18 protein-coding genes, 1 pseudogene and 1 riboswitch are annotated in these 21,134 nt (G+C 42.3%); of the genes and pseudogenes, 12 read left to right on the top strand and 7 right to left on the bottom strand.

Annotated elements, in window-relative coordinates:
* Positions 1 to 7: 7 nt before the first annotated feature.
* The gene (locus tag ABD010_RS17465) at positions 8 to 550 is read right to left on the bottom strand and encodes a MerR family transcriptional regulator (RefSeq protein ID WP_343816405.1); all 543 of its coding nucleotides are present in this window, start codon (positions 548 to 550) and stop codon (positions 8 to 10) included.
* A 192-nt stretch (positions 551 to 742) separates the two neighbouring features.
* Here ABD010_RS17465 and ABD010_RS17460 point away from each other — a divergent pair, with 192 nt between their 5' ends.
* Positions 743 to 1,618, top strand: a complete 876-nt coding sequence (locus tag ABD010_RS17460; protein WP_343816051.1) for a YitT family protein — start codon at positions 743 to 745, stop codon at positions 1,616 to 1,618.
* 53 nt (positions 1,619 to 1,671) lie between these two features.
* Here ABD010_RS17460 and ABD010_RS17455 read toward each other — a convergent pair whose 3' ends face one another.
* Entirely contained in the window at positions 1,672 to 2,412 is a 741-nt protein-coding gene (locus tag ABD010_RS17455) for a ZIP family metal transporter (protein ID WP_343816049.1), read from the bottom strand.
* Positions 2,413 to 2,699: 287 nt separating this feature from the next.
* Here ABD010_RS17455 and ABD010_RS17450 point away from each other — a divergent pair, with 287 nt between their 5' ends.
* Complete coding sequence (locus ABD010_RS17450; protein WP_343816046.1) at positions 2,700 to 3,236, top strand: GNAT family N-acetyltransferase; 537 nt, start codon at positions 2,700 to 2,702, stop codon at positions 3,234 to 3,236.
* Between the two features lie 83 nt (positions 3,237 to 3,319).
* Complete coding sequence (locus ABD010_RS17445; RefSeq protein ID WP_343816043.1) at positions 3,320 to 3,838, top strand: hypothetical protein; 519 nt, start codon at positions 3,320 to 3,322, stop codon at positions 3,836 to 3,838.
* 307 nt (positions 3,839 to 4,145) lie between these two features.
* Here ABD010_RS17445 and ABD010_RS17440 read toward each other — a convergent pair whose 3' ends face one another.
* Both ABD010_RS17440 and ABD010_RS17435 read right to left on the bottom strand, forming a co-directional pair.
* The gene (locus tag ABD010_RS17440; protein WP_343816040.1) at positions 4,146 to 4,838 is read right to left on the bottom strand and encodes an amino acid ABC transporter permease; all 693 of its coding nucleotides are present in this window, start codon (positions 4,836 to 4,838) and stop codon (positions 4,146 to 4,148) included.
* Positions 4,839 to 4,845: 7 nt separating this feature from the next.
* Positions 4,846 to 5,712, bottom strand: coding sequence for a transporter substrate-binding domain-containing protein (locus ABD010_RS17435; protein ID WP_343816037.1), 867 nt, complete (start codon positions 5,710 to 5,712; stop codon positions 4,846 to 4,848).
* Positions 5,713 to 6,032: 320 nt separating this feature from the next.
* Here ABD010_RS17435 and ABD010_RS17430 point away from each other — a divergent pair.
* A pseudogene (locus tag ABD010_RS17430) lies at positions 6,033 to 6,766 on the top strand (class I SAM-dependent methyltransferase).
* A gap of 355 nt (positions 6,767 to 7,121) precedes the next feature.
* Here ABD010_RS17430 and ABD010_RS17425 read toward each other — a convergent pair.
* Positions 7,122 to 8,459, bottom strand: a complete 1,338-nt coding sequence (locus ABD010_RS17425; RefSeq protein ID WP_343816034.1) for a Na+/H+ antiporter NhaC family protein — start codon at positions 8,457 to 8,459, stop codon at positions 7,122 to 7,124.
* 131 nt (positions 8,460 to 8,590) lie between these two features.
* A riboswitch (SAM riboswitch) is annotated at positions 8,591 to 8,704 on the bottom strand.
* Positions 8,705 to 8,885: 181 nt separating this feature from the next.
* Here ABD010_RS17425 and ABD010_RS17420 point away from each other — a divergent pair.
* Together ABD010_RS17420 and ABD010_RS17415 are read left to right on the top strand one after the other, a co-directional pair.
* On the top strand, positions 8,886 to 9,122 hold the full coding sequence (locus ABD010_RS17420; protein ID WP_343816031.1) for a hypothetical protein: 237 nt from the start codon (positions 8,886 to 8,888) through the stop codon (positions 9,120 to 9,122).
* A gap of 110 nt (positions 9,123 to 9,232) precedes the next feature.
* Positions 9,233 to 10,135 carry a M23 family metallopeptidase gene (locus ABD010_RS17415; RefSeq protein WP_343816028.1) on the top strand — a complete coding sequence of 301 codons (903 nt, stop codon included), beginning with the start codon at positions 9,233 to 9,235 and terminating at the stop codon, positions 10,133 to 10,135.
* Between the two features lie 191 nt (positions 10,136 to 10,326).
* Here ABD010_RS17415 and ABD010_RS17410 read toward each other — a convergent pair whose 3' ends face one another.
* Together ABD010_RS17410 and ABD010_RS17405 are read right to left on the bottom strand one after the other, a co-directional pair.
* Positions 10,327 to 12,249, bottom strand: coding sequence for a vWA domain-containing protein (locus ABD010_RS17410; RefSeq protein WP_343816026.1), 1,923 nt, complete (start codon positions 12,247 to 12,249; stop codon positions 10,327 to 10,329).
* Between the two features lie 32 nt (positions 12,250 to 12,281).
* Positions 12,282 to 13,157 (bottom strand): ATP-binding protein, encoded by an 876-nt coding sequence (locus tag ABD010_RS17405; RefSeq protein WP_343816023.1) that lies wholly within the window; start codon positions 13,155 to 13,157, stop codon positions 12,282 to 12,284.
* 247 nt (positions 13,158 to 13,404) lie between these two features.
* Here ABD010_RS17405 and ABD010_RS17400 point away from each other — a divergent pair, with 247 nt between their 5' ends.
* From ABD010_RS17400 to ABD010_RS17375, 6 genes are all read left to right on the top strand, one after another.
* Positions 13,405 to 13,863: an SgcJ/EcaC family oxidoreductase gene (locus tag ABD010_RS17400; protein WP_343816020.1), complete on the top strand. Its 459-nt coding sequence runs from the start codon at positions 13,405 to 13,407 to the stop codon at positions 13,861 to 13,863.
* A 122-nt stretch (positions 13,864 to 13,985) separates the two neighbouring features.
* Positions 13,986 to 15,680: an ABC1 kinase family protein gene (locus ABD010_RS17395; RefSeq protein ID WP_343816017.1), complete on the top strand. Its 1,695-nt coding sequence runs from the start codon at positions 13,986 to 13,988 to the stop codon at positions 15,678 to 15,680.
* Between the two features lie 213 nt (positions 15,681 to 15,893).
* Positions 15,894 to 16,733 carry a carboxylating nicotinate-nucleotide diphosphorylase gene (gene nadC, locus ABD010_RS17390; RefSeq protein WP_343816015.1) on the top strand — a complete coding sequence of 280 codons (840 nt, stop codon included), beginning with the start codon at positions 15,894 to 15,896 and terminating at the stop codon, positions 16,731 to 16,733.
* A 1-nt stretch (position 16,734) separates the two neighbouring features.
* Positions 16,735 to 17,766, top strand: a complete 1,032-nt coding sequence (locus tag ABD010_RS17385; RefSeq protein WP_343816014.1) for a TAXI family TRAP transporter solute-binding subunit — start codon at positions 16,735 to 16,737, stop codon at positions 17,764 to 17,766.
* A gap of 27 nt (positions 17,767 to 17,793) precedes the next feature.
* On the top strand, positions 17,794 to 19,737 hold the full coding sequence (locus tag ABD010_RS17380) for a TRAP transporter permease (protein ID WP_343816009.1): 1,944 nt from the start codon (positions 17,794 to 17,796) through the stop codon (positions 19,735 to 19,737).
* Between the two features lie 124 nt (positions 19,738 to 19,861).
* A complete protein-coding gene (locus tag ABD010_RS17375; RefSeq protein WP_343816006.1) occupies positions 19,862 to 20,644 on the top strand; it encodes an ABC transporter substrate-binding protein in 783 nt (260 codons plus the stop codon).
* Positions 20,645 to 21,134 lie beyond the last annotated feature (490 nt).

The raw sequence follows: 21,134 nt of genomic DNA, 5'->3' as shown, positions 1-21,134 counted from the left end.
CACTTGCTTAAGAATTGTTTTTAAATAGCTTTGCAAAAGATTCCTTCTTCATTTCATATTCTTTTGCAGGTGTATGTTCTTGCTTCAATGATTGGATTTCCTGTTTTAATTTATTTATTTCTTCAAGCTGTTTTTCCGTATTTTTGATTCGCTTATTGTGTTCATGTTGTTGTTCTTGCAGATCATCTAATGTTTCCTTTTGGTTGGCGACATTGGCGACGGTTTTCCCGATTGTCTGCATAACTGTTAAAATATTTTCCCTGTAATTCTCATCATAATCCAATGCTTGCTGCTCATCCTCCATTGTTTTTTCAACCGGAACTGGAATATTATTATTCGTGAGCATTTCCATTATTTGTTTCTTTTCATATCCTTGTTCTTTACATTTTTTGATGAATTTTAATACGTCAATAGCTTCAGAATGATAATAAGTAACATTTTGAAAGTTCTTTTCTGGAATATAGAAATTAAAATCCTCTACCCAATTCATAATTGTGTCTTGTGGAACACCAACTAAATGGCATAGGCCATTAACACTTAAAAGTTCCATTGTTTCCACCGTCTTTCTTCATTGTCATTGTTAAGCATTTTATTTTTTTCTAACTCCATTTTCTTATGATAGTAAAAGGATTTGGAATGAATATGTGATAAATGTGGAAAAAGTGAATAATAACTTGTAGCGTGTGTGAAAAAATCAGCATTCAAACAAGATTAAATATGATCATGAAAGGGAATCTTTGGAGTGAAGACATGGTCCTTGATGGAGGTGAATAAAACGTTGAATAAATTGGTAAGAGATATCCTATTGATTGTTTTTGGTTCCATGATTTATGCATTTTCCCTTACATTTTTGGTTATACCAAATCATTTGGCGGAAGGCGGAATTCCCGGGCTTTCCATTATTTTGCATTATGCTTTTACCTGGTCGCCAGGGATTACAACGTTTATTCTAAACTCGGCCGTGTTGTTGATTGGTTACCGGGTATTGCCAAGACGGATGGTGATGATGTCTATTCTAACCATTCCACTCATTTCTTTCTTTATTTATATAACAGAAGGAAAAGTTGAGCCGCTGGGAGATCCGCTCGGGTCAGCCATTTTTGCTGGTGTATTCATCGGAATCGGAACGGGCATGATTTTTCGTGCCGGCGGTTCGATGGGAGGCTCCACACTGATTGCGAAAATGTTCCATCATAACTTGGGATGGGATTTGACTGGAACGAATTTTATTATTGATTCAATGATTGTGGCGTCAGGATTGTTCGTAATCAGCCCATTGAATATTATGTACACGGTTATTGCACTTTATATTGGCAAAAAATCAACCGACTTTATTGTGGAAGGACTCGATACGAAAAAAGCAGTCAGTGTGATCTCGGCAAGAGCACCAGAAGTAGCCGATGAGATTATTAAACAATTGGAAACCAGTGCTACGGTATTTAAAAGTTATGGGGGCTATTCCAAGGAATCCAAGGATATGGTTTATGTCATCATAAATAGGTATCAGGTATTTAGATTGAAACGGATCATTACTTCGATGGATCAGGAAGCATTTGTTATTATTCATGATGTTCGTGATGTTTTTGGTGGCAGTTTTTCCTGGCTGCCATTTAAATAGCCCCTGTAAGACATTCACTTTATGATTCATCATGTTATGGTTCGGCAAGATTATTATAAGCTGCCAAGCATCAGTGTGATAAATATTCCAACAGCTGTAATAAATCCGACTGCCGGACCGCCTTCTTTAAATGCTTCCGGCATCATGGTCGAGGCAATCATGGCAGTAATACCGCCGCCTGCGAAAGCACTGATGATTGCCTGAACACTGTCACCTGCTTTGTCCAGCAGCGCAAAACCAGCGAGGGAGCTTAGTGCGGAAAAGATTATAACAGCAGCCCACATGGCAAAAACCTTGGCACGGGAATAACCATCTTTTTGTAATCCGACGGTACTTGATAAACCTTCCGGAAAGTTGCTTATAAAAATTGCTGCAACCAGCGACAATCCGACTGAATGACCACCGATAAGACTGACCCCGATCATCGCTGATTCAGGAATGGCATCCATAACAGTCCCGATGAAAATCGCCAGTCCGGAACCGCTTTTATCGGACTCCGCAGTATTTCTGCCTTCCGAATGTTTACGCTTGTGACCGCCTTTTTTTGAAACAAAACTATCAAAAACGGTAAAAATAAGCGCACCACCTAGAAAGCCAATCGCTGCCTCGAAAAAACCGGCCTGTTCAACTGCTTCACCGAGCAGTTCATATGTGGTCGCTGCAATCAATGCCCCAACACCAAGCGCCATGATGTAGCCGATTATTCTTTTTTTAACATCGAATATGAGAACAGTTAACGCTCCCAGCAGTGAGGCTGATCCAGCAACACCACCCCATAAAATTGCTGTCCACATATACAAGACCTCCTGTTAAATTAACGCATTGTCATTCGTGAATGCATTGTTTAAGCAGAGTATTCCCTAACTGATTGGAAATTAAAAGAGGACCGGATGCTGAATGGCTGGAATATGAAAAACCAGTCAAATTTTGTTGGGAAGTGGCAGGAGAATAGAGAGCGTACGTAGAACATGGTATAGCTGTCATATGTGAAATTTATATTCAAAAATAGTTTGAAGACTTTTTGAAAAATTTTTTGGATGATACGAATTAGTAACGTAATAGAATTGCAGGGAGAGATTATATGTTTACAATGAAGGTCAATGATGATATATCATTAAAATTACTGGAGCAGGAAGATGCGAAAGCGTTATTTGACTTGGTTGATGAGTCAAGGGATTACTTGAGAGAGTGGCTTCCGTGGGTTGACAGCATGAAACAGGTGGCGGATTACGAGCCAATTATTGAAATGTGGCTGAAAAAATTTTCGGAGCATGACGGTTATCAAGCCGGTATTTTATACAAGGGAAAACTGGCGGGTATGGTAGGGTTTCACAGTGTTGATTGGTCCAACCGAAAAACAACTATTGGTTACTGGCTCGCGGAAAGTTACCAAGGTCATGGGATTATGACAGCTGCTGTAAGGGCATTAATCGACCAGGCTTTTACCGAATATAAACTGAACCGGGTTGAAATTTATTGTGGTGTTGGAAATGAGAAAAGCAGGGCAATCCCTGAACGACTTGATTTGAAACAGGAAGGTATTATCAGGGATGCAGAATATTTGTATGATCACTATCATGACTGTGCCTTATACAGAGTGCTGGCGAGGGAATGGTGAATCATATAATGAAATGAGTGGATGTAGCTTATGCATTAATTTGCAAAGGTAACGCTGGCAAAATTTCGTAAGGGGGAAATCCTTTGATAAAGCGATGGGTGTTGGGGAGTGCTCTGCTGGTTCTTATTTTTTCGTTTGTCATGTATGCAAATATGGGCTTGCCATGGGAATATTTAAAGGCGAAAGAGAATTTTAATCAACACCTATCATCTTATGAGATCGAGATGGTTCTGGATGAACTTGGATATGACTTTTTGCATGGTGGATATCACGGAAAAGCCCATCCGAAAAACAATCCGGATCTCCAATTTTATATCGGGCAAAACTCGCGTACGAATCAGATAGAAGACGAGTATGCCTACCAGCGATTACGGAAACGTGCCAATAGAGAGGTTAAAATGATTTTAGATAAATATTTGCCAAATCGTATTTTACCGGAACCGGAAGTGGAAGTTGTTAATGTTGATACGCATGCTTTGGAAATTAATGTGGAAACCAGGAACGTTGTTGACGGCCAAACGAAAGCAAAAATTAAACAGGCAATTATTGAAAAAGGCTTTAAGCCGGAACAACTTATGTTTGGAAGCAATGACGGTATCTGAAAATAATCCGCTCAAACACATCGCCCACAAAAATTTGCGCCTGAAGGCTCGTGAAATAAAAATTAGACTTTACAAAGCAATGCAATTTTAGTATAATTCTAAAAATAACGAATTTTGACAGGCTAAGGGTACCGAAAAGGAGAGTGATTATGAAAACAGCAATCATTTGGACAGTTTTTGCAGGAGTTATATCAACCGTAGCATACAAGGTTTTACACAGTCAGGCCAAAGAACGTTGGAGGCGCACATCGTGGATATGAAAAGTTGAAAAAGCCTAAATCGAAGAGTGATTTAGGCTTGAAAATATTTATATGAATCTGCTGTATCTGGCTTCCAACCGGTCCTGGAAATGAGAAATAATCATGCAAATCGGCCAGTAAATCAGTGCGACCAATATATACATTGTCAATGAGTCATACGTGCGACCAGCAACAATTTGCGCCTTTTGGAACAGCTCTGGAACGGTTATAACCGCTGCCAAAGAGGTTGCTTTTACGATATCCAGAAAAACGTTTGACAATGGTGGAATTGCTGTCCTGATTGCTTGTGGTAAAATAACCTTAATCAATGTCTGCCAATAGCCCATATTTAAAGCTTTTGCCGATTCCCATTGACCGGAATCAATACTATTGAGGGATGATCGGTTTATTTCGGCAATGTATGCTGCACTGTTTAGGCCAAATGCCAGAATAGCAGCGAGAATTGCCGATAATTTTATTCCGATCATGGGCAGTCCGGCATATAAGATAAATAAAAATACTAAAATAGGCGTGCCACGCATGAATGAGATGTACATCCGTGCCGGCCAGCGCCAGACAATCTGCCTGGATCCTCGTGCCAGTGCTAGAAAAAATCCGAAAACCAGTCCTAATGTCATACCAAAAAGTGCAACGATTAATGTTGCTGGTAAACCTTCAAGGACAAAGGGTAAGCTTTCCCAGGCAAGCTGCCAATCAAATAATTTTCCTAATTGCACCTCATCAATCTGTAAATCAAGCATAACAGATTTACTCTATTCCTTCGATTTCTCTAATTTCTTCATCGGGCTTTTTGGAAACATCTTCACCGGCAAAAAACTTTTTGGAAAGCTTGGTCAGTGTTCCGTCCTTGTGCATTTCAGCAAGTGCCTGATTGATTTTTTTCTCCAATTTTGAAGAATCTTTAGGCATTACAACATTTACTGTTGTCGAATGGAATTTTAAGTCTGGATGGATTTTAATATCAAGTTTTGGAAATGCTTTCAAAGCAAGTTTTTGTAAGTAATAATCATTTATAATAACGTCCGTTCGGCCATTCGCAACATCCCGTAAATAGACATCGTTGGTCGCATTGCCGTATGTTTTTACTTTCGCACCGAATTTTCGGGCAATATCACTATAAACCGTTGTCGCAGCACCGCCGGCTTTTTTGCCTTTTAAATCTTCCAATGTTGTGATGCCTGATAGATTATCCGCTCGCACAATCATCGTCGAATACGAATGTTTAAATGGTTCACTGAAGGTAAATTTCTTTCTGCTTTGTTCCCGAGGTCCTGCAGTAATGACATCGATCCGGCCGGATTTAAGTGATGCCAGCATCGCATCAAAGGCCATTGTTTCGAATTTAATATCCAGATTCAAACGCTTGGCAATCTCCCGCATTACCTCAACATTATAACCGGTTAACTTGTCTGAGTCTTCCGGATAATAGGAAGCAGGGTATAGTGTTCCTGCAGTACCATAGACAATTTTGCCTGATTCCTGAATGTCCGCCCATTTTCCATCCGCTTTTTCCTGATCACTGCTGCTTACATTTCCATTATCCGAGTCTCCGCATGCACTTAAGACTAGTAATAATGAAATAAATAAGAGTGACGCCAAACCTTTTTGTTTCATTTATGTAACTCCTTTCGTTTGTTGTTATATATATAAATATTTGTTTATTATAACAGGGGGATGAATTAGTTTCAATTTTTTTTAGATCTGTTATATAAGTGATGTTAATACTGTTTAATATCCGGTATAAATGTATTCGAACGTTTTGGTGGCCTGTTTGCACGTTTCGGAGTGAGTTCGTACGTTTCGATACAGGTTTTGCACGTTCTATCACGCTTCTATCAGTAATATTTGTACCAGATTTTGCTAAACAAAAGCGGATATTTTTTTATTTTGATAAAATGGAAATAGTGAATGATTGAATAAGGGGGGGACATGAGATGAAGCAAAACAAATATGACGATGTGAATTTTTTCGCAGCGTATGAGCGTATGCCACGATCTCTTAAAGGGCTGGAAGGTGCCGGAGAATGGCCGGTATTAAAATCGCTGCTGCCGGATTTTAACATAAGCATGTACTTGATTTGGGGTGTGGATTTGGATGGCATTGCCGGCATGTCGGCGAACAGCATGCAACATCTGTGACAGGGGTGGATATTTCCAAAAAGATGCTGCAACGGGCAAGCGAAAAAACAAACAATCCAAACGTTTCCTATATCCATGCAGCTATTGAAGACGTTCAATTTAAGGATGAATCGTTTGATGTCGTGATAAGTTCCCTGGCATTCCATTACATCGAATCGTTTCGCCCGCTTGCAAAAAACATTTGTCACTGGTTAAAGCCCGGGGGACAGTTTATCTTTTCAGTAGAACATCCTATCTTTACATCCCGAAATGAGCAGGATTGGTACTATGATCAGGAAGGCAATCGTCTGTATTGGCCTGTTGATCATTATCAGTCAGAAGGAATACGGCATACTTCATTTTTGTCAGAACCTGTAATGAAGTATCACCGAACGGTTTCAAGTTATGTAAATATCTTAATTAGTGCCGGATTTGGAATAACGGCTATTAAGGAACCGACTCCAACAGAAGAAATGCTGGCGACAGACCCCAACATGAAGGATGAAAACCGGAGACCGATGTTTATGATTGTTGCCGCAAATAAATTATAAAACAGAGGTGCTGACCCAAAATGGTATTGGAACCCTAAAAATAACCAGAAAAATAGTGGAATGAGGTTACGTTATTGATATTTAGGATTTGCTGAAATACTGATAAATAATGGAAAGTGACTGATAAAACTGAAGAACTGACCGATAAACTTTCTTAACTGACTGATAAAATTGTATGACTGGCTGATAAACTAGACGAAGTGGCTGATAACTGGATGGCGGGTGATGAAAGTATTGCGTTGTGCATAACGACTATTTTCGAGCGGGCACTTTTACCGTACCGATATCTGTGATGCGGGATTATCTTTTTAAAAAAAGTGGTTGATCCTTATAAGGGTCAACCACTACTTTCATTCTAAGCCTCCGTTGTTTGGTTTGTTTCTTCTGATGGTTTGCTTCCGGTGGAAAAGCGCGGGAAACCTGTTGCAATTGCAATCACACCGGCTACTCCAAGCAATACCGGATAAATACAATAAGGCATGATTGAAACCGGGGAAATAGATGCAACGCCGGCAACTGCCAACAGCTGTGCACCATACGGCAAAATTCCCTGGAATGTACTGGCGAAGATGTCCAGCACACTCGCAGCTCGTCGTGGATCAACTCCGAACCGCTCGGAAATTTGTTTAACCAATGAACCAACACTGATAATCGAAATGGTGTTGTTCGCTGTTGAAATATCAAAAACACTGACTAATCCTGCTATACCTGCCTCAGCACCTTTTCTTGATTTAATCCGACTGCTGATCATGTTTAACAGGTAATCGATACCGCCATTGACACGGATTAATTCAACCAATCCGCCGAGCAGAATGGATAACAGGGATAGTTCCTGCATTCCAGCCATGCCATCCCCGAGCAGATTAAGAAATCCCATACCATCGAATTTACCGTAAAACAAACCTACAATTCCGGCAAAAATGGTTCCGCCAATCAAAACGTAAATGACGTTGACACCAGCAACCGCAAAAATCAGTACAGCAAGATACGGCAATACTTTAACCAGATCATATGGATGCTCTCCACTTACCCCGCCGCTTGTATTCAGCGTCATGATACCAAAGATAACAGCAGTTATGATTGCCGCGGGCAGTGCAATATAGACGTTAACTTTAAATTTATCACTCATTTTAACAGCTTGTGTACGAACAGCAGCGATAGTCGTGTCGGAAATCATGGACAGGTTATCGCCAAACATTGCTCCACTGATAATGGCTCCCATGATCAGTGCAGTGCTCATTCCCGTTTGGTCAGCTAGTCCGACACCGATCGGAGCGAGTGCAACAACTGTTCCGACTGATGTTCCCATTGATATGGAAATGAAGCAGCCAATTACGAACAATCCTACAATTAACATATTTTGCGGTAAAAAGGTCAACCCAAGATTGACAGTGGACTCAACTGCACCAACACCTTCTGCAACGGCAGCAAATGCACCGGCAAGCAGGTAAATAATGACCATCAGCATTATGTTGGGGTGGCCCGCACCTTTTGTCATATGATCCAGTTTATCTTTGAAGGCCATTTTTCGATTCATAAACAGTGCGAATAAAACAGCAATAAACACTGCAACAAGAACTGGTAATTTATAAAAATCTCCGTTAATCAGTCCGGAGCCGATAAATAACAGTAAAAAGACGATAAATGGAAATAACGCAAATGCATTTCCTTTCTTAAATTCCGGTGTACTCATTTTTTAACTCCCCTTTGGTGTAATACTGGTTTGCGGATACAAGGGTTTGGTTAAGATATTTTTCCTGCAGTATGACACAAAAAATTTATCAAATATAAAAAAACCTCCCGTTTTGGAAGGAGATTGATATCATCTTATCTTCCAAAACGCATGTAACGCGATTTGCTGGACTTGGCACCTTGCATATACGTGCGCAGGTTGCCGGGCTTCACGGGGCCAGATCCCTCAGCCGCTCTGGATAAGCTTCTATGAAATTCATGTTGAAAAGTGTAATATACTAACTGAGATGTGTCAATGAAATAATTTGGAACATCCGGGATTTTGTTGCAACTGATTATCTGCAACCGACACAACGGGGCTTGTCAGAAACTTCCCAGCCTGAAACTTTTGGCCGCTATTTTCGTATCACGTAATAAGAGGTGAATAATGTTGAAAAAATATATTGTGTTTATCGTCAGCTTTGCTTTGTTGTATAGTTTATATCAAATTTTATCAGGGTTGGTTTTAACAGCGCTTTATTCTCCGGATTTATCCTTAACGGACGGTACCGCAAGTCAGAAAGCAGGATTTGGACAAAGTTCCGTACTTCAGTTATTAGCCGTTTTGTTTATAGCCACATTATCCTATTTCTTTTCGAATAAATTCATTAATACCACATCGTGAAAAACATGCAACTGTAGTGTAATGGAATCTTGTTGTGTGCACCTGGTTTTGGTTTATTGACTGATACGGATGTTAAGTAATTGATCAAGACGTCCAATGGAGGGGAATGAATGACATTTGCAATTCTTCAATTGCTGTTGGTGCAATTGATCTTACCTGCTGTATTCATTTTTTCATTATGGAAAGCGTCGTTTCAAAATAAACTGGAATGGATGATTCAGGCATTGTTTACGGTGGTGTTCATTTTCTGGGTATACTCATCGGGGCGATGGGATTGGGTCAGTTATTATTTACGCTTTGTGTGGCTGATTTTATTAGTGGCTGCTGTTTATCGATCATGGAAAAACGTTCGTCCTTTACCTTTTCGCACGCCTTTTAGCCGTAAACAGAAATGGTCTATTGGTTTGTATGTTGTGCTTGCACTTGTTTTTGGTCTGTACAATGTATGGACCTTTAGCGGTTATACAACTGATAATCAGGCAATTGAGCTTGAGTTTCCATTGAAAAGTGGCGTATATTACATAGGTCAGGGTGGAAACCATGTGCAAATTAACTATCATAACGCCTATCCGAAACAAAAATATGCGCTGGACATTGTGGAATTGAACAAATGGGGACTGCGTGCTGCCGGACTATATCCGAGCGAACTGGAGAAATATGTGATTTTTGGTGATCAAGTGTATAGCCCTTGTTCAGGTAAAATAATGGATGCAGAGAAGCAGTTACTGGATTTAATTCCGCCGGATACAAATTCCGAACAGCCAGGTGGAAATCATGTAATAATCAGCTGTGAAAAACAAAATGCGAAAGTTTTTATCGCGCATATGCAGGAAAACAGTGTTATGGCAAAAGAAGGCGACACCATTCAAAAGGGAGAACCAATCGGCCTTGTCGGTAATTCAGGAAATACTTCCGAACCGCATCTGCATATTCATGCAGTACGGGATGGAAAGGGTGTACCGATAACATTTGATGGTAAGTTTTTGGTAAGGAATAGTCTGGTGTGGGAATAGTTCGAATAACAAGTTAAACCGGTATGCAGGCAGGATTATGATGAAGGGAGCATGGCTTCGGATTGAAGGGGGGAGGTAAAGAGCAGCACCACACCTCACGCTCCGTGTTACTAATCCGATTCGGAAAGGTTTCATTTGCTGTTTGAAAGTGGACATGAGGAAGGAATCTTTATATCCTTCCTTAACACATCCTATACCGTTCGCAGCAATAACCGCTTTAACAATGGCGCGAAATGTTCGGGCAGCTGTTCAACTCCCGGGATCATAAGACGTTCGCGGCCGTATATGTTTTGCATTGTTGCATCTTCGCGCTCATCAATTTCGCCTTCAGCCAGAAACATCCCGATGACATCAATCCCCTGTTTGCGTGCTTCAGCGACGGCGACATTTGTGTCGATAATGCCGTTCTGGTCGTAATTAGCGGCTGCCGGTTCGCCGTCCGAGAAGACGAGCAGGAATTTGTGCTTTTCCCGTCTGGCTGCAAGCTGCTCGGCTGTGCGGCGAATGCTGAATCCGTCCCGGTTGTCTTCCTGTGGCTCCAGCTGCATGATGTTGGCGCCGTTATTTCGATAAAAAGAATCCTGGAATTGGTGGACATGATGAAAATAATTCGGCTGATAGGTGTCCTTCACATCATTTGCTTCCTCCCAGAAACCGATAATCGAATGCGGGATTTTCAGTTGGTTAAGCACTTCATGAAACAGCGTAATTCCCAATTTCGTTTCATCCATTTTATTATGCATGGAGGCAGAACAGTCCACGAGCAGCGTAAATGCAGCATCGATTGCGCTTGATTCGTCGTTCTTTTTATAAAAGATTCGCGGATTTTCGTCCGTGATAACGGGCAGGAGTTTTTTGGATAATCTGCCGAACAATAAATTTTTCCGTGGAGCGTTCATTTGGTGCTCCAGTACTTTTTCAATCGTTGTGGCAAGCCGGCGTTTGTGGTCCTCAATTTTTCTGACAGCATCCTGATAGGACTGTTTGTCTGCCTCAGTTGGTGCTGTGGCGTATTTGTCGATAGCCGCCGCATACTGATTAGCCTCTCCATAGCCGGATTCATCTGCTTCTCGTTCTTCAGAAGAAGTAACTTTTTTTTGCAGTGAATCCACGTTGGAATAGTCGTTCCGGTCACTTTTTCCTGATTCTCCCTGAATGGTTCCTTCCGCTTGATCGCCATCCTCGGTTTCGCGGGCGTTTCCACCTTGGATATTTGTTTTTGTACCTGAATCCAATTCGAACTGTAAAAACGTCTGCTTTCGATCATTGTTCTCATTTTCCCTATGCCAGGTGGAAAATTCCTCATCGATATACTCGCTGTCGTTCTGATCGGTATCTTCCCGGTCATCATTTTCCAATGGATCAGTACGGGTCAGTTCATCAAATACAGTGTCTTTCGTAAACTGCTCGTGATGGGTGATTGGAAATGCAAAATATGTGTTGAACATGTCGTGATAATTTTCTTCAAGCATCTGTGTAATTTGTTCCGTGATTTTTGCAACATTAAGTGTGTCTGTTGCTTCGAATGCCCGATAGAGAAGCGGTTTGATTTTTTCCAATTGGTTTAACTGTTTTTCTGATGCCCCCGGAAAGTTTGGATCCGGCTGATCCGCCTGCAACAGCAGATAAATGAGACAAAACAACTCATCAAGCGGATAACCGCGTGTCACATTGGTCGATCGCTGTGTATCAAAATAGTGCTTCAAATAGTTGCGGCGTATGGTGAAATCCCGCTCTGTACCTGGTCGTCCTTTTACGATCAGATTCTCGAGCCGCAGATCTTCCAGTAATGTGAAAAACTGCATGGAAAACTTCGACAGCTTTGTTTGAGCGGTGTTTTCGGAAAAGGAATGGACCGAGGGAAGGTGCGAATGATGCAACGTTCCCAAGACCCTCAGAAAAACGTCGGATTTATAGCCAGATTGCTGAATCTTTTTTTCGTTTACATCCCAATGGTGACTGCCAGACACGGTTTTCTCAGGAATATCGATAAATGATCCGTGCTTATACTCGAAAGTGAGATCCGGCTGATTGGAAAAAACAGTTGTCAAATCCTGAAGGAGCATATACAATGCCGTATCGATTTTTGAATCATCCCAGCGGTTATACTTCATGTGCAGCCCTCCTTGCTCCAGATATTGCAGGATTACTGGAAAAACGTATCGGCAAGATTTTTCACAAATTCCTGCTCACGTTGTTCATCCAGTTTATCGGTGATCGCCCGCTGAATGGCGCGTTGCGGTGGAATGACGGAACAAAGATCACACGCATCAAGCAGGGCCCGAATGGACGCGGCATCTTCGGATAATTTTCCTTGCGACGCAGCATGGATCAGATCTTCAGACAGCGAAACGAACAGATCAGTTAACCGTTCGTCAGTTAACCATGTCTGTGATTGAATCAACTCTTTCAGTTGTTCGCCTTGCAGGTACGGTATATCGATAACGACGAAGCGGTTTTTCAGTGCTTCATTTAACGGAACGGTACCGACATAACCTTCGTTGATCGCTGCAATGACGTTGAATCCAGTTTTTGCGGTAATAAGTTCATTGGTAAATGGATTGGTTACGGTGCGTCTATAATCGAGTACACCGTTCAAAAGCGGCAGCGTTTCCGGTTTGGCCATGTTTATTTCGTCAATATAAAGGAAGGTTCCCGCATTCATTGCACTTGTAACGGGTCCTGGAACAAATTGAATAACCTGCTTTTCTTCTTCATACGCGAGCGTTTTAAAGCCCATCAGGCTCTCCGCATCAAGGTCAACCGAACAGTTAATGCTGAACATCGGCTGGCGAAAGAGATTCGAAAGCGTTTCGGCAAATCTTGTTTTCCCTGTGCCGGTCGGACCTTTTAGCAGAACGTTTTTGCCCATGCTGAGTGCGGTGATTGCATCAACCAGCAAATCTTCACTCGGCGGAACATAGCCGCCATCCTTGATCAGTTCCTGTAATTGATTGTTAGTGCGTGTATGTTCGATTAATAGATCATTGATTTTTTCCGGTAAGTTGTAATTTGTCTGCATGCATAAACTCCTCTCAGGGTATATTGTAACCCTTCAGCCCGGTGTTTACAAAATAAGTGCAGGTTGAGAGATAATGTGATTAATTAGTATGGTAGCAGTGTTAATTTGGAAATTTCAGCGACTATCCTGTGAGCTTCACCCTTCCCTGTTTAAGCAGTCCATTTAAAGGTTTCGGAAGGTGCATCTCTGAATTTTTTGCGGAATCGGTGGTACAATGGGGGAAACTAAAAAAATGCAAGGGGGATATATGGTGAACGAATCAATTCGGGACGAGGTTATTGCACTATACAACAATTTGATACGTGCATGGAATGACCGCGATGCTAAGGGGATGGCGGAGAAATTTTCCGAAGAAGGGGTGCAAATCGGATTTGACGGGAGCAAGCTTATTGGGCAGCGGGAAATTTTGGCTCATCTTGGACCAATTTTTGAAAGTCATCCGACAGCACCTTTTGTTACAAAAATAAAAGGTGTACGGGCATTAGGTAATGATTCTGCATTACTACATGCAATTGCCGGGATGGTGCCTCCGGGTAAATCGGACATTGAACCATCGGTGAATGCACATCAGACGTTGATTGCTGCGAAAAATGACAGTGAGTGGCAGGTGGAACTTTTTCAAAACACCCCGGCACAGTTTCATGGGCGTCCTGAACTTGTGGAGTCGATGACGGAAGAATTGCGCGGCGTATATTTTGGTAAGTGACGGAAAGATGAACGGTTATACCGCAAAACCTGCTGCATACAAATAGGTAATGGATTTTTCAGGGATGGGTATTAGCGTTTAAATATAGTTTGAAAAAGGAACATAACAAGTAGTTTGGAACGATGAAACAGGAGCTGATTGTAGTGCTCGGACAACGAATCAGGCATACAAAGCGGTACCGGGAAATTGTTAATGTATTTATGAAAAACGGATTCAGCCATTTTTTGTTTCGGGTTGGTTTGACTGACCGCGGACTCGCCAAAGGGAAAGAGCCAGATGAAACTAACCGGAATTTGCAAAGTATAGGGAAGCGGCTGCGGAATGCCTTACAGGAGTTAGGACCGTCGTTTATTAAACTTGGGCAGATTGCCAGTACCCGTTATGATGCATTGCCGTCGGAGATTACGGAAGAACTGGAAAAACTTCAGGATCATGTTACCGTTATCCCTTATGAACATGTCCAATATACGATTGAAACCGAACTGGACGATACACTCGAGAATCTGTTTGAGTGGCTAGATCCCGAGCCGCTCGCAACAGCGTCGATTGGACAGGTACATACTGCCAGATTGCTGAGTGGTGAGGCTGTTGTTGTTAAAGTGCAGCGACCCGCGCTTAAATCCAAGATTGACACCGATTTAGAGATTCTCCATGGTATCGGAAAAATTCTGGAGGAACGGACTGCCTGGGCACCACGGTACCGTCTTTGTGACATTATCGGAGAACTGTCCAACTCGCTTAGAAATGAGCTGGATTACTTAATGGAAGCACGTGGAGCGGAACGGATTTCCAAACAGTTTGAGGACAAGGCACATGTCAAGGTTCCACTCGTTTACTGGGAGTTTTCGACTAAACGGGTGATGACGATGGAAAAAATCGACGGAATCAAAGTTTCTAAAGTAGAAGAACTTGATGCAAACGGATATGACCGGAAAATAATTGCCAGGCGTCTAGCTGATGCAATGCTGCATCAACTGCTTGATAATGGATTTTTTCACGCGGATCCGCATTCCGGAAACATCTGTATTTTACCGAATAATACCATCGCTTTTTATGATTTTGGGGAAACCGGTTTGATAAATGAAAAACAGAAGCAGCATTTTGCTTCGATTATCGTGAACCTTCACCAGGGAAACACCAAAGCAATGATCAAAACTTTTTCGAAAATGGATATTATCGGAGAAAAGACCAAAATTGAAGTACTGCGGCGTGATTTGGATGATCTTCATGCCCGTTATGAAAATATTAAAATGAAAGATCTCAGTCTCGGACGGATTATTCTTGATATTTTTAATGTGGCATACGCTAACTATATTAAAATTCCTGCCGAACTTGCCCTTATCAGTAAGGTGATTCTAACACTTGAGGGTGTGTTAAGAAGGCTTGATGAGGAATTCAGCCTCATGCGGGCGACAGAACCTTTTGCGCAAAAGCTGATGTGGCGGCGCTATCGTCCAAAAGAACTTGTACGCAATTCACTGGAGGAAATTGGGGAAGATATCAGCATAATTTCTGAACTGCCTCAGGATCTGAAGGATGTTATGGACGTTGTGAAGAAAGGAAAAATTGGGCTCGATATAAATGTGAAACGGGGCGACCGGATTATGCGCCGGATTGATAAACTCAGTAATCGTCTCGCCTTCAGCATTCTGATGCTCGCGTTCAGTATTCTGATGGCCAGTCTTATTATCGGCTTTGCGATTGTGGGAAAAGACACCTTCATTTGGGAATTACCCATCATCGAATTCGGTGCGGTCATCGCATTTCTTATGTTCGTGCTTATGGTGATTACGATTATCAAATCGGGCAGGATGTAACAGTATTTATATCGGATTCCACTGACAATATAATAAGTCTTACAGAAGCCGGATCCTTAAAAAGGAGTCGGCTTTTTACATGCTTATCTTTGGATAGGTGCCATCCATCATTTTATCAGACGTAAAATCCTCTTGCGTTTCTGTTTAATATATGTAAACCTATATGTAAAGACATATGGAAATATATATAACAAAATCTGCAGGAGGAACGGTATGAACAAAATACAGTTACGAAAAATGCTACAGTCTTATTTGCTGGAGGATATGGGGGAGGGAGATCTGACCAGCCAGGCAATATTTCCTACGGGTAAAACCGGGAGCGGAGTTTTTATAGCCAAGCAAGATGGGATAATTTGCGGATCAGCAATCATTAAGGAAGTGTATGCGTTGTTGGATACTGCCATTGAGGTGGATACTTCTGTTGTTGATGGTGACAAGGTTTCGAGGGGTGAGCCAATTGCCCGGGTGAATGGTCCAATTATTTCCTTACTTACAGGGGAAAGGGTCATTTTGAATCTGATTCAGCGGATGAGCGGAATTGCTTCGTTAACAGGCAAATGTGTTGAGATGCTAGATGATGATTCGATCCAAATATGTGACACACGTAAAACAGCGCCGGGATTGCGGATGCTGGATAAATACTCCATTGTGACCGGCGGGGGTAAAAATCATCGGAATGGCTTGTATGATGGGGTCATGATTAAAGATAACCATATTTCTTTCTGTGGTTCGATTACAGATGCGGTACAAAAAACTCGGAAGAACGTCGGCCATATGGTGAAAATTGAAGTGGAAGCGGAGACTGAAGAACAGGTGATAGAAGCGGTTTCGGCGGGTGCTGATGTCATTATGTTTGATAATCGAAGCCCCGAGGAAGTACGCAGGTTCGCCGGGATGGTTCCGGAATCAATCCAAACCGAAGCATCCGGAGGTATCCAACCGGAAACGCTGGGCGCCTATCATGGAACAGGTGTTGACTGCATCTCGCTGGGATTCCTGACGCATTCGGTCAAAGCGCTTGATATCAGTTTGTTTGTTGAGGAGGGGAGTTAGTATGTGTAGAGGCAGAAATAATCTGCTATTTTTTATGTTAATCGTGAGTTTATTTTTTTTGGCTGCATGTGGAAGTCGGGATCAGGGAACCGCAACTGCAAATAGCGATGGAGTAACTTCGAACGAGGGGTTACATACAACCATTGTCGGTGGTCGAACCGGCGGAGCATGGTCTGTTTTTACAGAAGGCATTGCAGAATCAATTCGGCGGGAAAACGAGGGATCCATTGTTACCGTTGAACCAGGGGGGATAGTGGAAAACCCGGTTAGCGTCAGTTCGAGTAAGACGCCATATGGCTTGTCCTACGCAATGACTGCATACGCTGCCTACAGTGGGAACGAACCATATGACAGGGCATTTCCGAACATCCGGGCAATCAGTGTGGTAATCCCTGCTAATTATTATCAGCTCCTGGCAAGTGACCCAGGTATGAAATATGAGTCGCTAGATGAAATTGTCGAAAATCATGCTCCAATCCGACTGGCTGTTGATCAGGAGGGATCGGCAGGTGAAATTATAACGCGGACAATTTTGAAGGAATACGGGGTTACATATAAAGACATCCAATCCTGGGGAGGTTCAGTTGATCATTTAAGCGGTTCAAAAACGTTTGAATTGATGGCTGACAATCGCATTGATGCAACGGGAGACGCTGTGTCTGTTCCATCCGGTGATATCGTCAAAGCTGCAAGTCTGAACGATCTCAAATTTTTGTCAATCAACAGGGACGTTATCAGAGCTGTGTCGGAAAAGCTTGGTATGCAAGCGGGCGTCATAAAATCCGGAAGTTATTCATTTCAGAAGCATGGTGTCCATACGCTTTATACGCCAGCGATTCTGATCGTTAACAACGATGTGCCAAAGGAACAAGTGTACCAGGTGACAAAGGCGATTTATCAAAATCTGGATTACCTTCGAACGGTTCATAATGAATTTGAAAACCTGACAGATAAAAACATTGCTGAAGTTGGAAAAGTTCCGCTTCATCCCGGTGCAAAGAAATTTTTTAAAGAAGTCGGCTTACTGGACTAATTAGCTTTGATGAAAGGAGGACCCCATATGGATGGGAAAAGGTACTGTGAGAATATGCTTGCAGAAGGGTGGAAGCGGAAGTTGCAGGGAATCTATTTGAAAATATTTGCGGTAGTCGCATTTATATTATCTGCATATCAGATTTGGTCGGTAATTTGGGGGAAGTTGGATCCTATCAATCAAATGGCCATTCATCTGGCTTTCATCATCGGATTGACATTTATGGGATACGGATTTTCCAAATCAAATGAACGAAATACACCGTCTTTTTTAGATCTTCTGTTGACATCCTTGGCGTTTGCAGCCGGCATCTATTTTACGGTTCGCGCGGGATGGATTGCTGAGCGGATTCCAATGCTTGATCCGCTGACAGGCTTTGATATATTTTTTGGACTGGTGTTTGTGCTCTTAAGCATGGAAGCTGCAAGACGTACGATTGGGATGCCGATTATCATCATTGTTTTGATTGGGATCAGTTATGCGGTGTGGGGGCATCATCTGCAAGGACTTTGGGGACACCGGGAGTTATCTCTTACGGCGATTTTGAATGATTTGGCGTTCAGTTTTAATGGGCTTTGGGGCTCTCCGGTTTCGGTAGCAGCTACATTTGTGTTTATGTTTTTGCTATTCGGTTCCTTTTTACAAAAGGCGGGCGCCGGGGAATTTTTCTTTAACCTCTCGACAGCGATTGCTGGAAGGTCAAAAGGCGGGGCTGCCAAAGTGGCGGTTCTGTCCAGTGCGCTGTTCGGATCCATTTCGGGAAGCCCGACAGCAAATGTTGTGACTACAGGTGCGTTTACTATACCGGTGAGCAAAAGGGCGGGTTATACGTCTAAATTTGCAGCTGCAGTTGAAGCGGCGGCGTCGACCGGTGGAAGTATTTTACCACCTATTATGGGTTCATCCGCCTTTCTGATGGCAGCTGTGACACAATTACCCTACATGACAATCATCATTGCTGCAATACTGCCAGGGATGCTTTACTATGTTTCGCTGCTGGCGATGGTTCATTTTGAGGCACTGCGTCTTGATTTGCCGAGGGAGGAAAAGAAGAATCTCCCTAAAATATCGCATGTATTAAGGGATGGCTGGTATTTTTTTATCCCATTACTTGTGGTTGTCTGCTTTCTGTTGCTTGGTAACAGTGCATCAAGGGCCGGATTTTATGGCATTCTTGCAGTAATCATGATAAGTTGGTTCCGGAAAAATACCCGCATGGGCGTACGAAAAATTTTCGAAGCAATGGTTGACGGTGCGAAATCTGCTATTCCCGTAACAACCGCATGTGCATCAGCCGGTTTGGTCATCGCCGGCATTATGTCCACTGGATTAGGCGGAAAAATAACAAGTATTTTGCTTGGATTAACGGAAGGCATGCTTGTTCCGACATTACTGCTTGTAATGGTAATCTGTGTGATTTTCGGAATGGGAATGCCGGTTGCCGCCGCATATATTTTGACTGCCATGCTTTCGGCTCCGGCATTAATCGAGCTCGGTGTCTCCAAGATGTCCGCACATTTATTTATCGTTTATTTTTCCATTTTTTCGGCAATCACTCCACCAGTTGCGGTGGCAGCATTCGCGGCGGCGGGGATTTCCGGCGGTAACCCGAATCGAGTGGGCTTTACAGCAGTCAGATTAGGAATAGTCGGTTTCATTGTTCCTTTTATGTTCGTGCTAAATCCATCGCTTCTCATGGAAGGACCACTTGTTCATGTTGTCTTTGCTTTCATTACGGCATTAATAGGGGTAGTTTTACTTGCAGCAGGGATGATTGGATGGCTGTTTTCAAAGATGACTATTATGGAGCGGATTATGCTGATTGCCGGTGGAAGTCTCTTCATTCATCCAGGACTGCTGTCTGGTGCAATCGGTTTGTGCATCACGATCGTTGTGGTGTTTTTGCAATTGAGGTGCCGGATCGCTCCTGCTGACAGGCGGCGTGGTAAAGAAAACTCGGTGATAATGTAAGACCAGCTGGGGGAAAGTTTTCAAGTGTACAAGTCTATCAGGAACTTTAGCGCTCCTATCAGGAATTTACAACTTACTACTAATCGACTACACTAAAAATAGATAATAAGATTGGAGGGGACTTATGCGAACTGTAACAGATCATCTGGGGCGGGAAGTGAACTATGCGTATCCACCGAAGCGGATCGTCTCATTTGCGCCGGCGATTACGGAAACGATGTACCGGTTGAAACTGGACGAGAAAATTGTCGGCAGAACAGGATTCTGTATTCACCCAAAAGACAAAGTCGGGCAGGCTAAAAAAGTGGGTGGAACCAAGCAGGTTAAGCTTAACCGTGTGCATGAACTGCAGCCGGATTTCATCATTGTGGAAAAAGAAGAAAACACGAAGGAAATGGTTGAGCAGCTGGGACAGTATTATCCGGTATACTGTTTTGAAGTACAGACCGTTGACGATGCCTATCGTATGATACATGACCTAGGTGATATTACTGATCGTAACCAGGAGGCAGCAACGCTTAACCGTGACATTCAATCCGCGTTTAAGAAACTACCGAATATTACCGGGACACGTGCTGCCTATGTAATCTGGAAAAATCCGTACATGGTGGCAGGCGGTGAAACATACATTAATTCGCTTCTCCAAAAAATTGGATTTACCAATGCATTCGAAACATATGCGGGACGTTATCCGGAAGTAACGGGGGAAGACTTCCGGCAGATAAATCCGGATTACATTTTCCTGGCAACTGAACCATATCCATTTAAGGAAAAACATTTCGACGAATTTCAGGCGATGATGCCCGCGGCGAAGTTGGATATTATCGATGGTGAAATGTTTTGGTATGGCGGACGAATGCTTGATGCGGTTTCTTATTTCAATGAAAAATTAAGCCAAATTAAATAAGGTGCTCTGTCTGTTGAGCGCCTTATTTTTGGTCCGCTCATTCGACAATCCCTCCTTTGCTCTTCCTTAATATGCTATCCTAATATAAACAAACTGATAGAAATAGAGGATTTATATGAATACAGAGAGAAGCAATCGAACCGTTTATTACATTTTATTTATTATCGGTATTTGCCACATGCTCAATGATACATTGGTCCAAAACCCGGACGCAAAAGCAAGTCCCAGGAGTTGGTCACCTTTTTACTGCCATCGGATAAAAAAGTAAATGCGTGGCATGCAGAGTGAGCAAAGAATAGATGTGGACAAATAATTAACGATATGTTTATAATAAATTACGCTAAATAACTTTTAAGCATAAATTTCACAATAAATTTATTTTTCTAAAAATTATTTTTAATCCATTAAATTTTGGAACGATACTCCTTATTATGGGTGTAAAACGTGATCAGTTCTGCAAGTTACATAGTTTATGTATTTCTGTTGCAAC

Source organism: Virgibacillus siamensis (genome assembly GCF_039522605.1).
Taxonomy (GTDB): domain Bacteria; phylum Bacillota; class Bacilli; order Bacillales; family Amphibacillaceae; genus Lentibacillus; species Lentibacillus siamensis.
The sequence above is the reverse complement of the archived record's forward strand: the minus strand, read 5'-3'. Positions and strand labels throughout refer to the sequence as shown.

Bases quoted from the DNA above. Each gene is read 5' to 3' on its own strand.
- ABD010_RS17465 (WP_343816405.1), bottom strand. From the start codon at position 550: ATGGAACTTTTAAGTGTTAATGGCCTATGCCATTTAGTTGGTGTTCCA.
- ABD010_RS17450 (WP_343816046.1), top strand. From the start codon at position 2,700: ATGTTTACAATGAAGGTCAATGATGATATATCATTAAAATTACTGGAG.
- ABD010_RS17440 (WP_343816040.1), bottom strand. From the start codon at position 4,838: ATGCTTGATTTACAGATTGATGAGGTGCAATTAGGAAAATTATTTGAT.
- ABD010_RS17455 (WP_343816049.1), bottom strand. From the start codon at position 2,412: ATGTGGACAGCAATTTTATGGGGTGGTGTTGCTGGATCAGCCTCACTG.
- ABD010_RS17435 (WP_343816037.1), bottom strand. From the start codon at position 5,712: ATGAAACAAAAAGGTTTGGCGTCACTCTTATTTATTTCATTATTACTA.
- ABD010_RS17385 (WP_343816014.1), top strand. From the start codon at position 16,735: ATGTGTAGAGGCAGAAATAATCTGCTATTTTTTATGTTAATCGTGAGT.
- ABD010_RS17420 (WP_343816031.1), top strand. From the start codon at position 8,886: ATGTTGAAAAAATATATTGTGTTTATCGTCAGCTTTGCTTTGTTGTAT.
- ABD010_RS17425 (WP_343816034.1), bottom strand. From the start codon at position 8,459: ATGAGTACACCGGAATTTAAGAAAGGAAATGCATTTGCGTTATTTCCA.
- ABD010_RS17410 (WP_343816026.1), bottom strand. From the start codon at position 12,249: ATGAAGTATAACCGCTGGGATGATTCAAAAATCGATACGGCATTGTAT.
- ABD010_RS17380 (WP_343816009.1), top strand. From the start codon at position 17,794: ATGGATGGGAAAAGGTACTGTGAGAATATGCTTGCAGAAGGGTGGAAG.
- ABD010_RS17415 (WP_343816028.1), top strand. From the start codon at position 9,233: ATGACATTTGCAATTCTTCAATTGCTGTTGGTGCAATTGATCTTACCT.
- ABD010_RS17400 (WP_343816020.1), top strand. From the start codon at position 13,405: ATGGTGAACGAATCAATTCGGGACGAGGTTATTGCACTATACAACAAT.
- nadC (WP_343816015.1), top strand. From the start codon at position 15,894: ATGAACAAAATACAGTTACGAAAAATGCTACAGTCTTATTTGCTGGAG.
- ABD010_RS17405 (WP_343816023.1), bottom strand. From the start codon at position 13,157: ATGCAGACAAATTACAACTTACCGGAAAAAATCAATGATCTATTAATC.
- ABD010_RS17375 (WP_343816006.1), top strand. From the start codon at position 19,862: ATGCGAACTGTAACAGATCATCTGGGGCGGGAAGTGAACTATGCGTAT.
- ABD010_RS17395 (WP_343816017.1), top strand. From the start codon at position 13,986: ATGAAACAGGAGCTGATTGTAGTGCTCGGACAACGAATCAGGCATACA.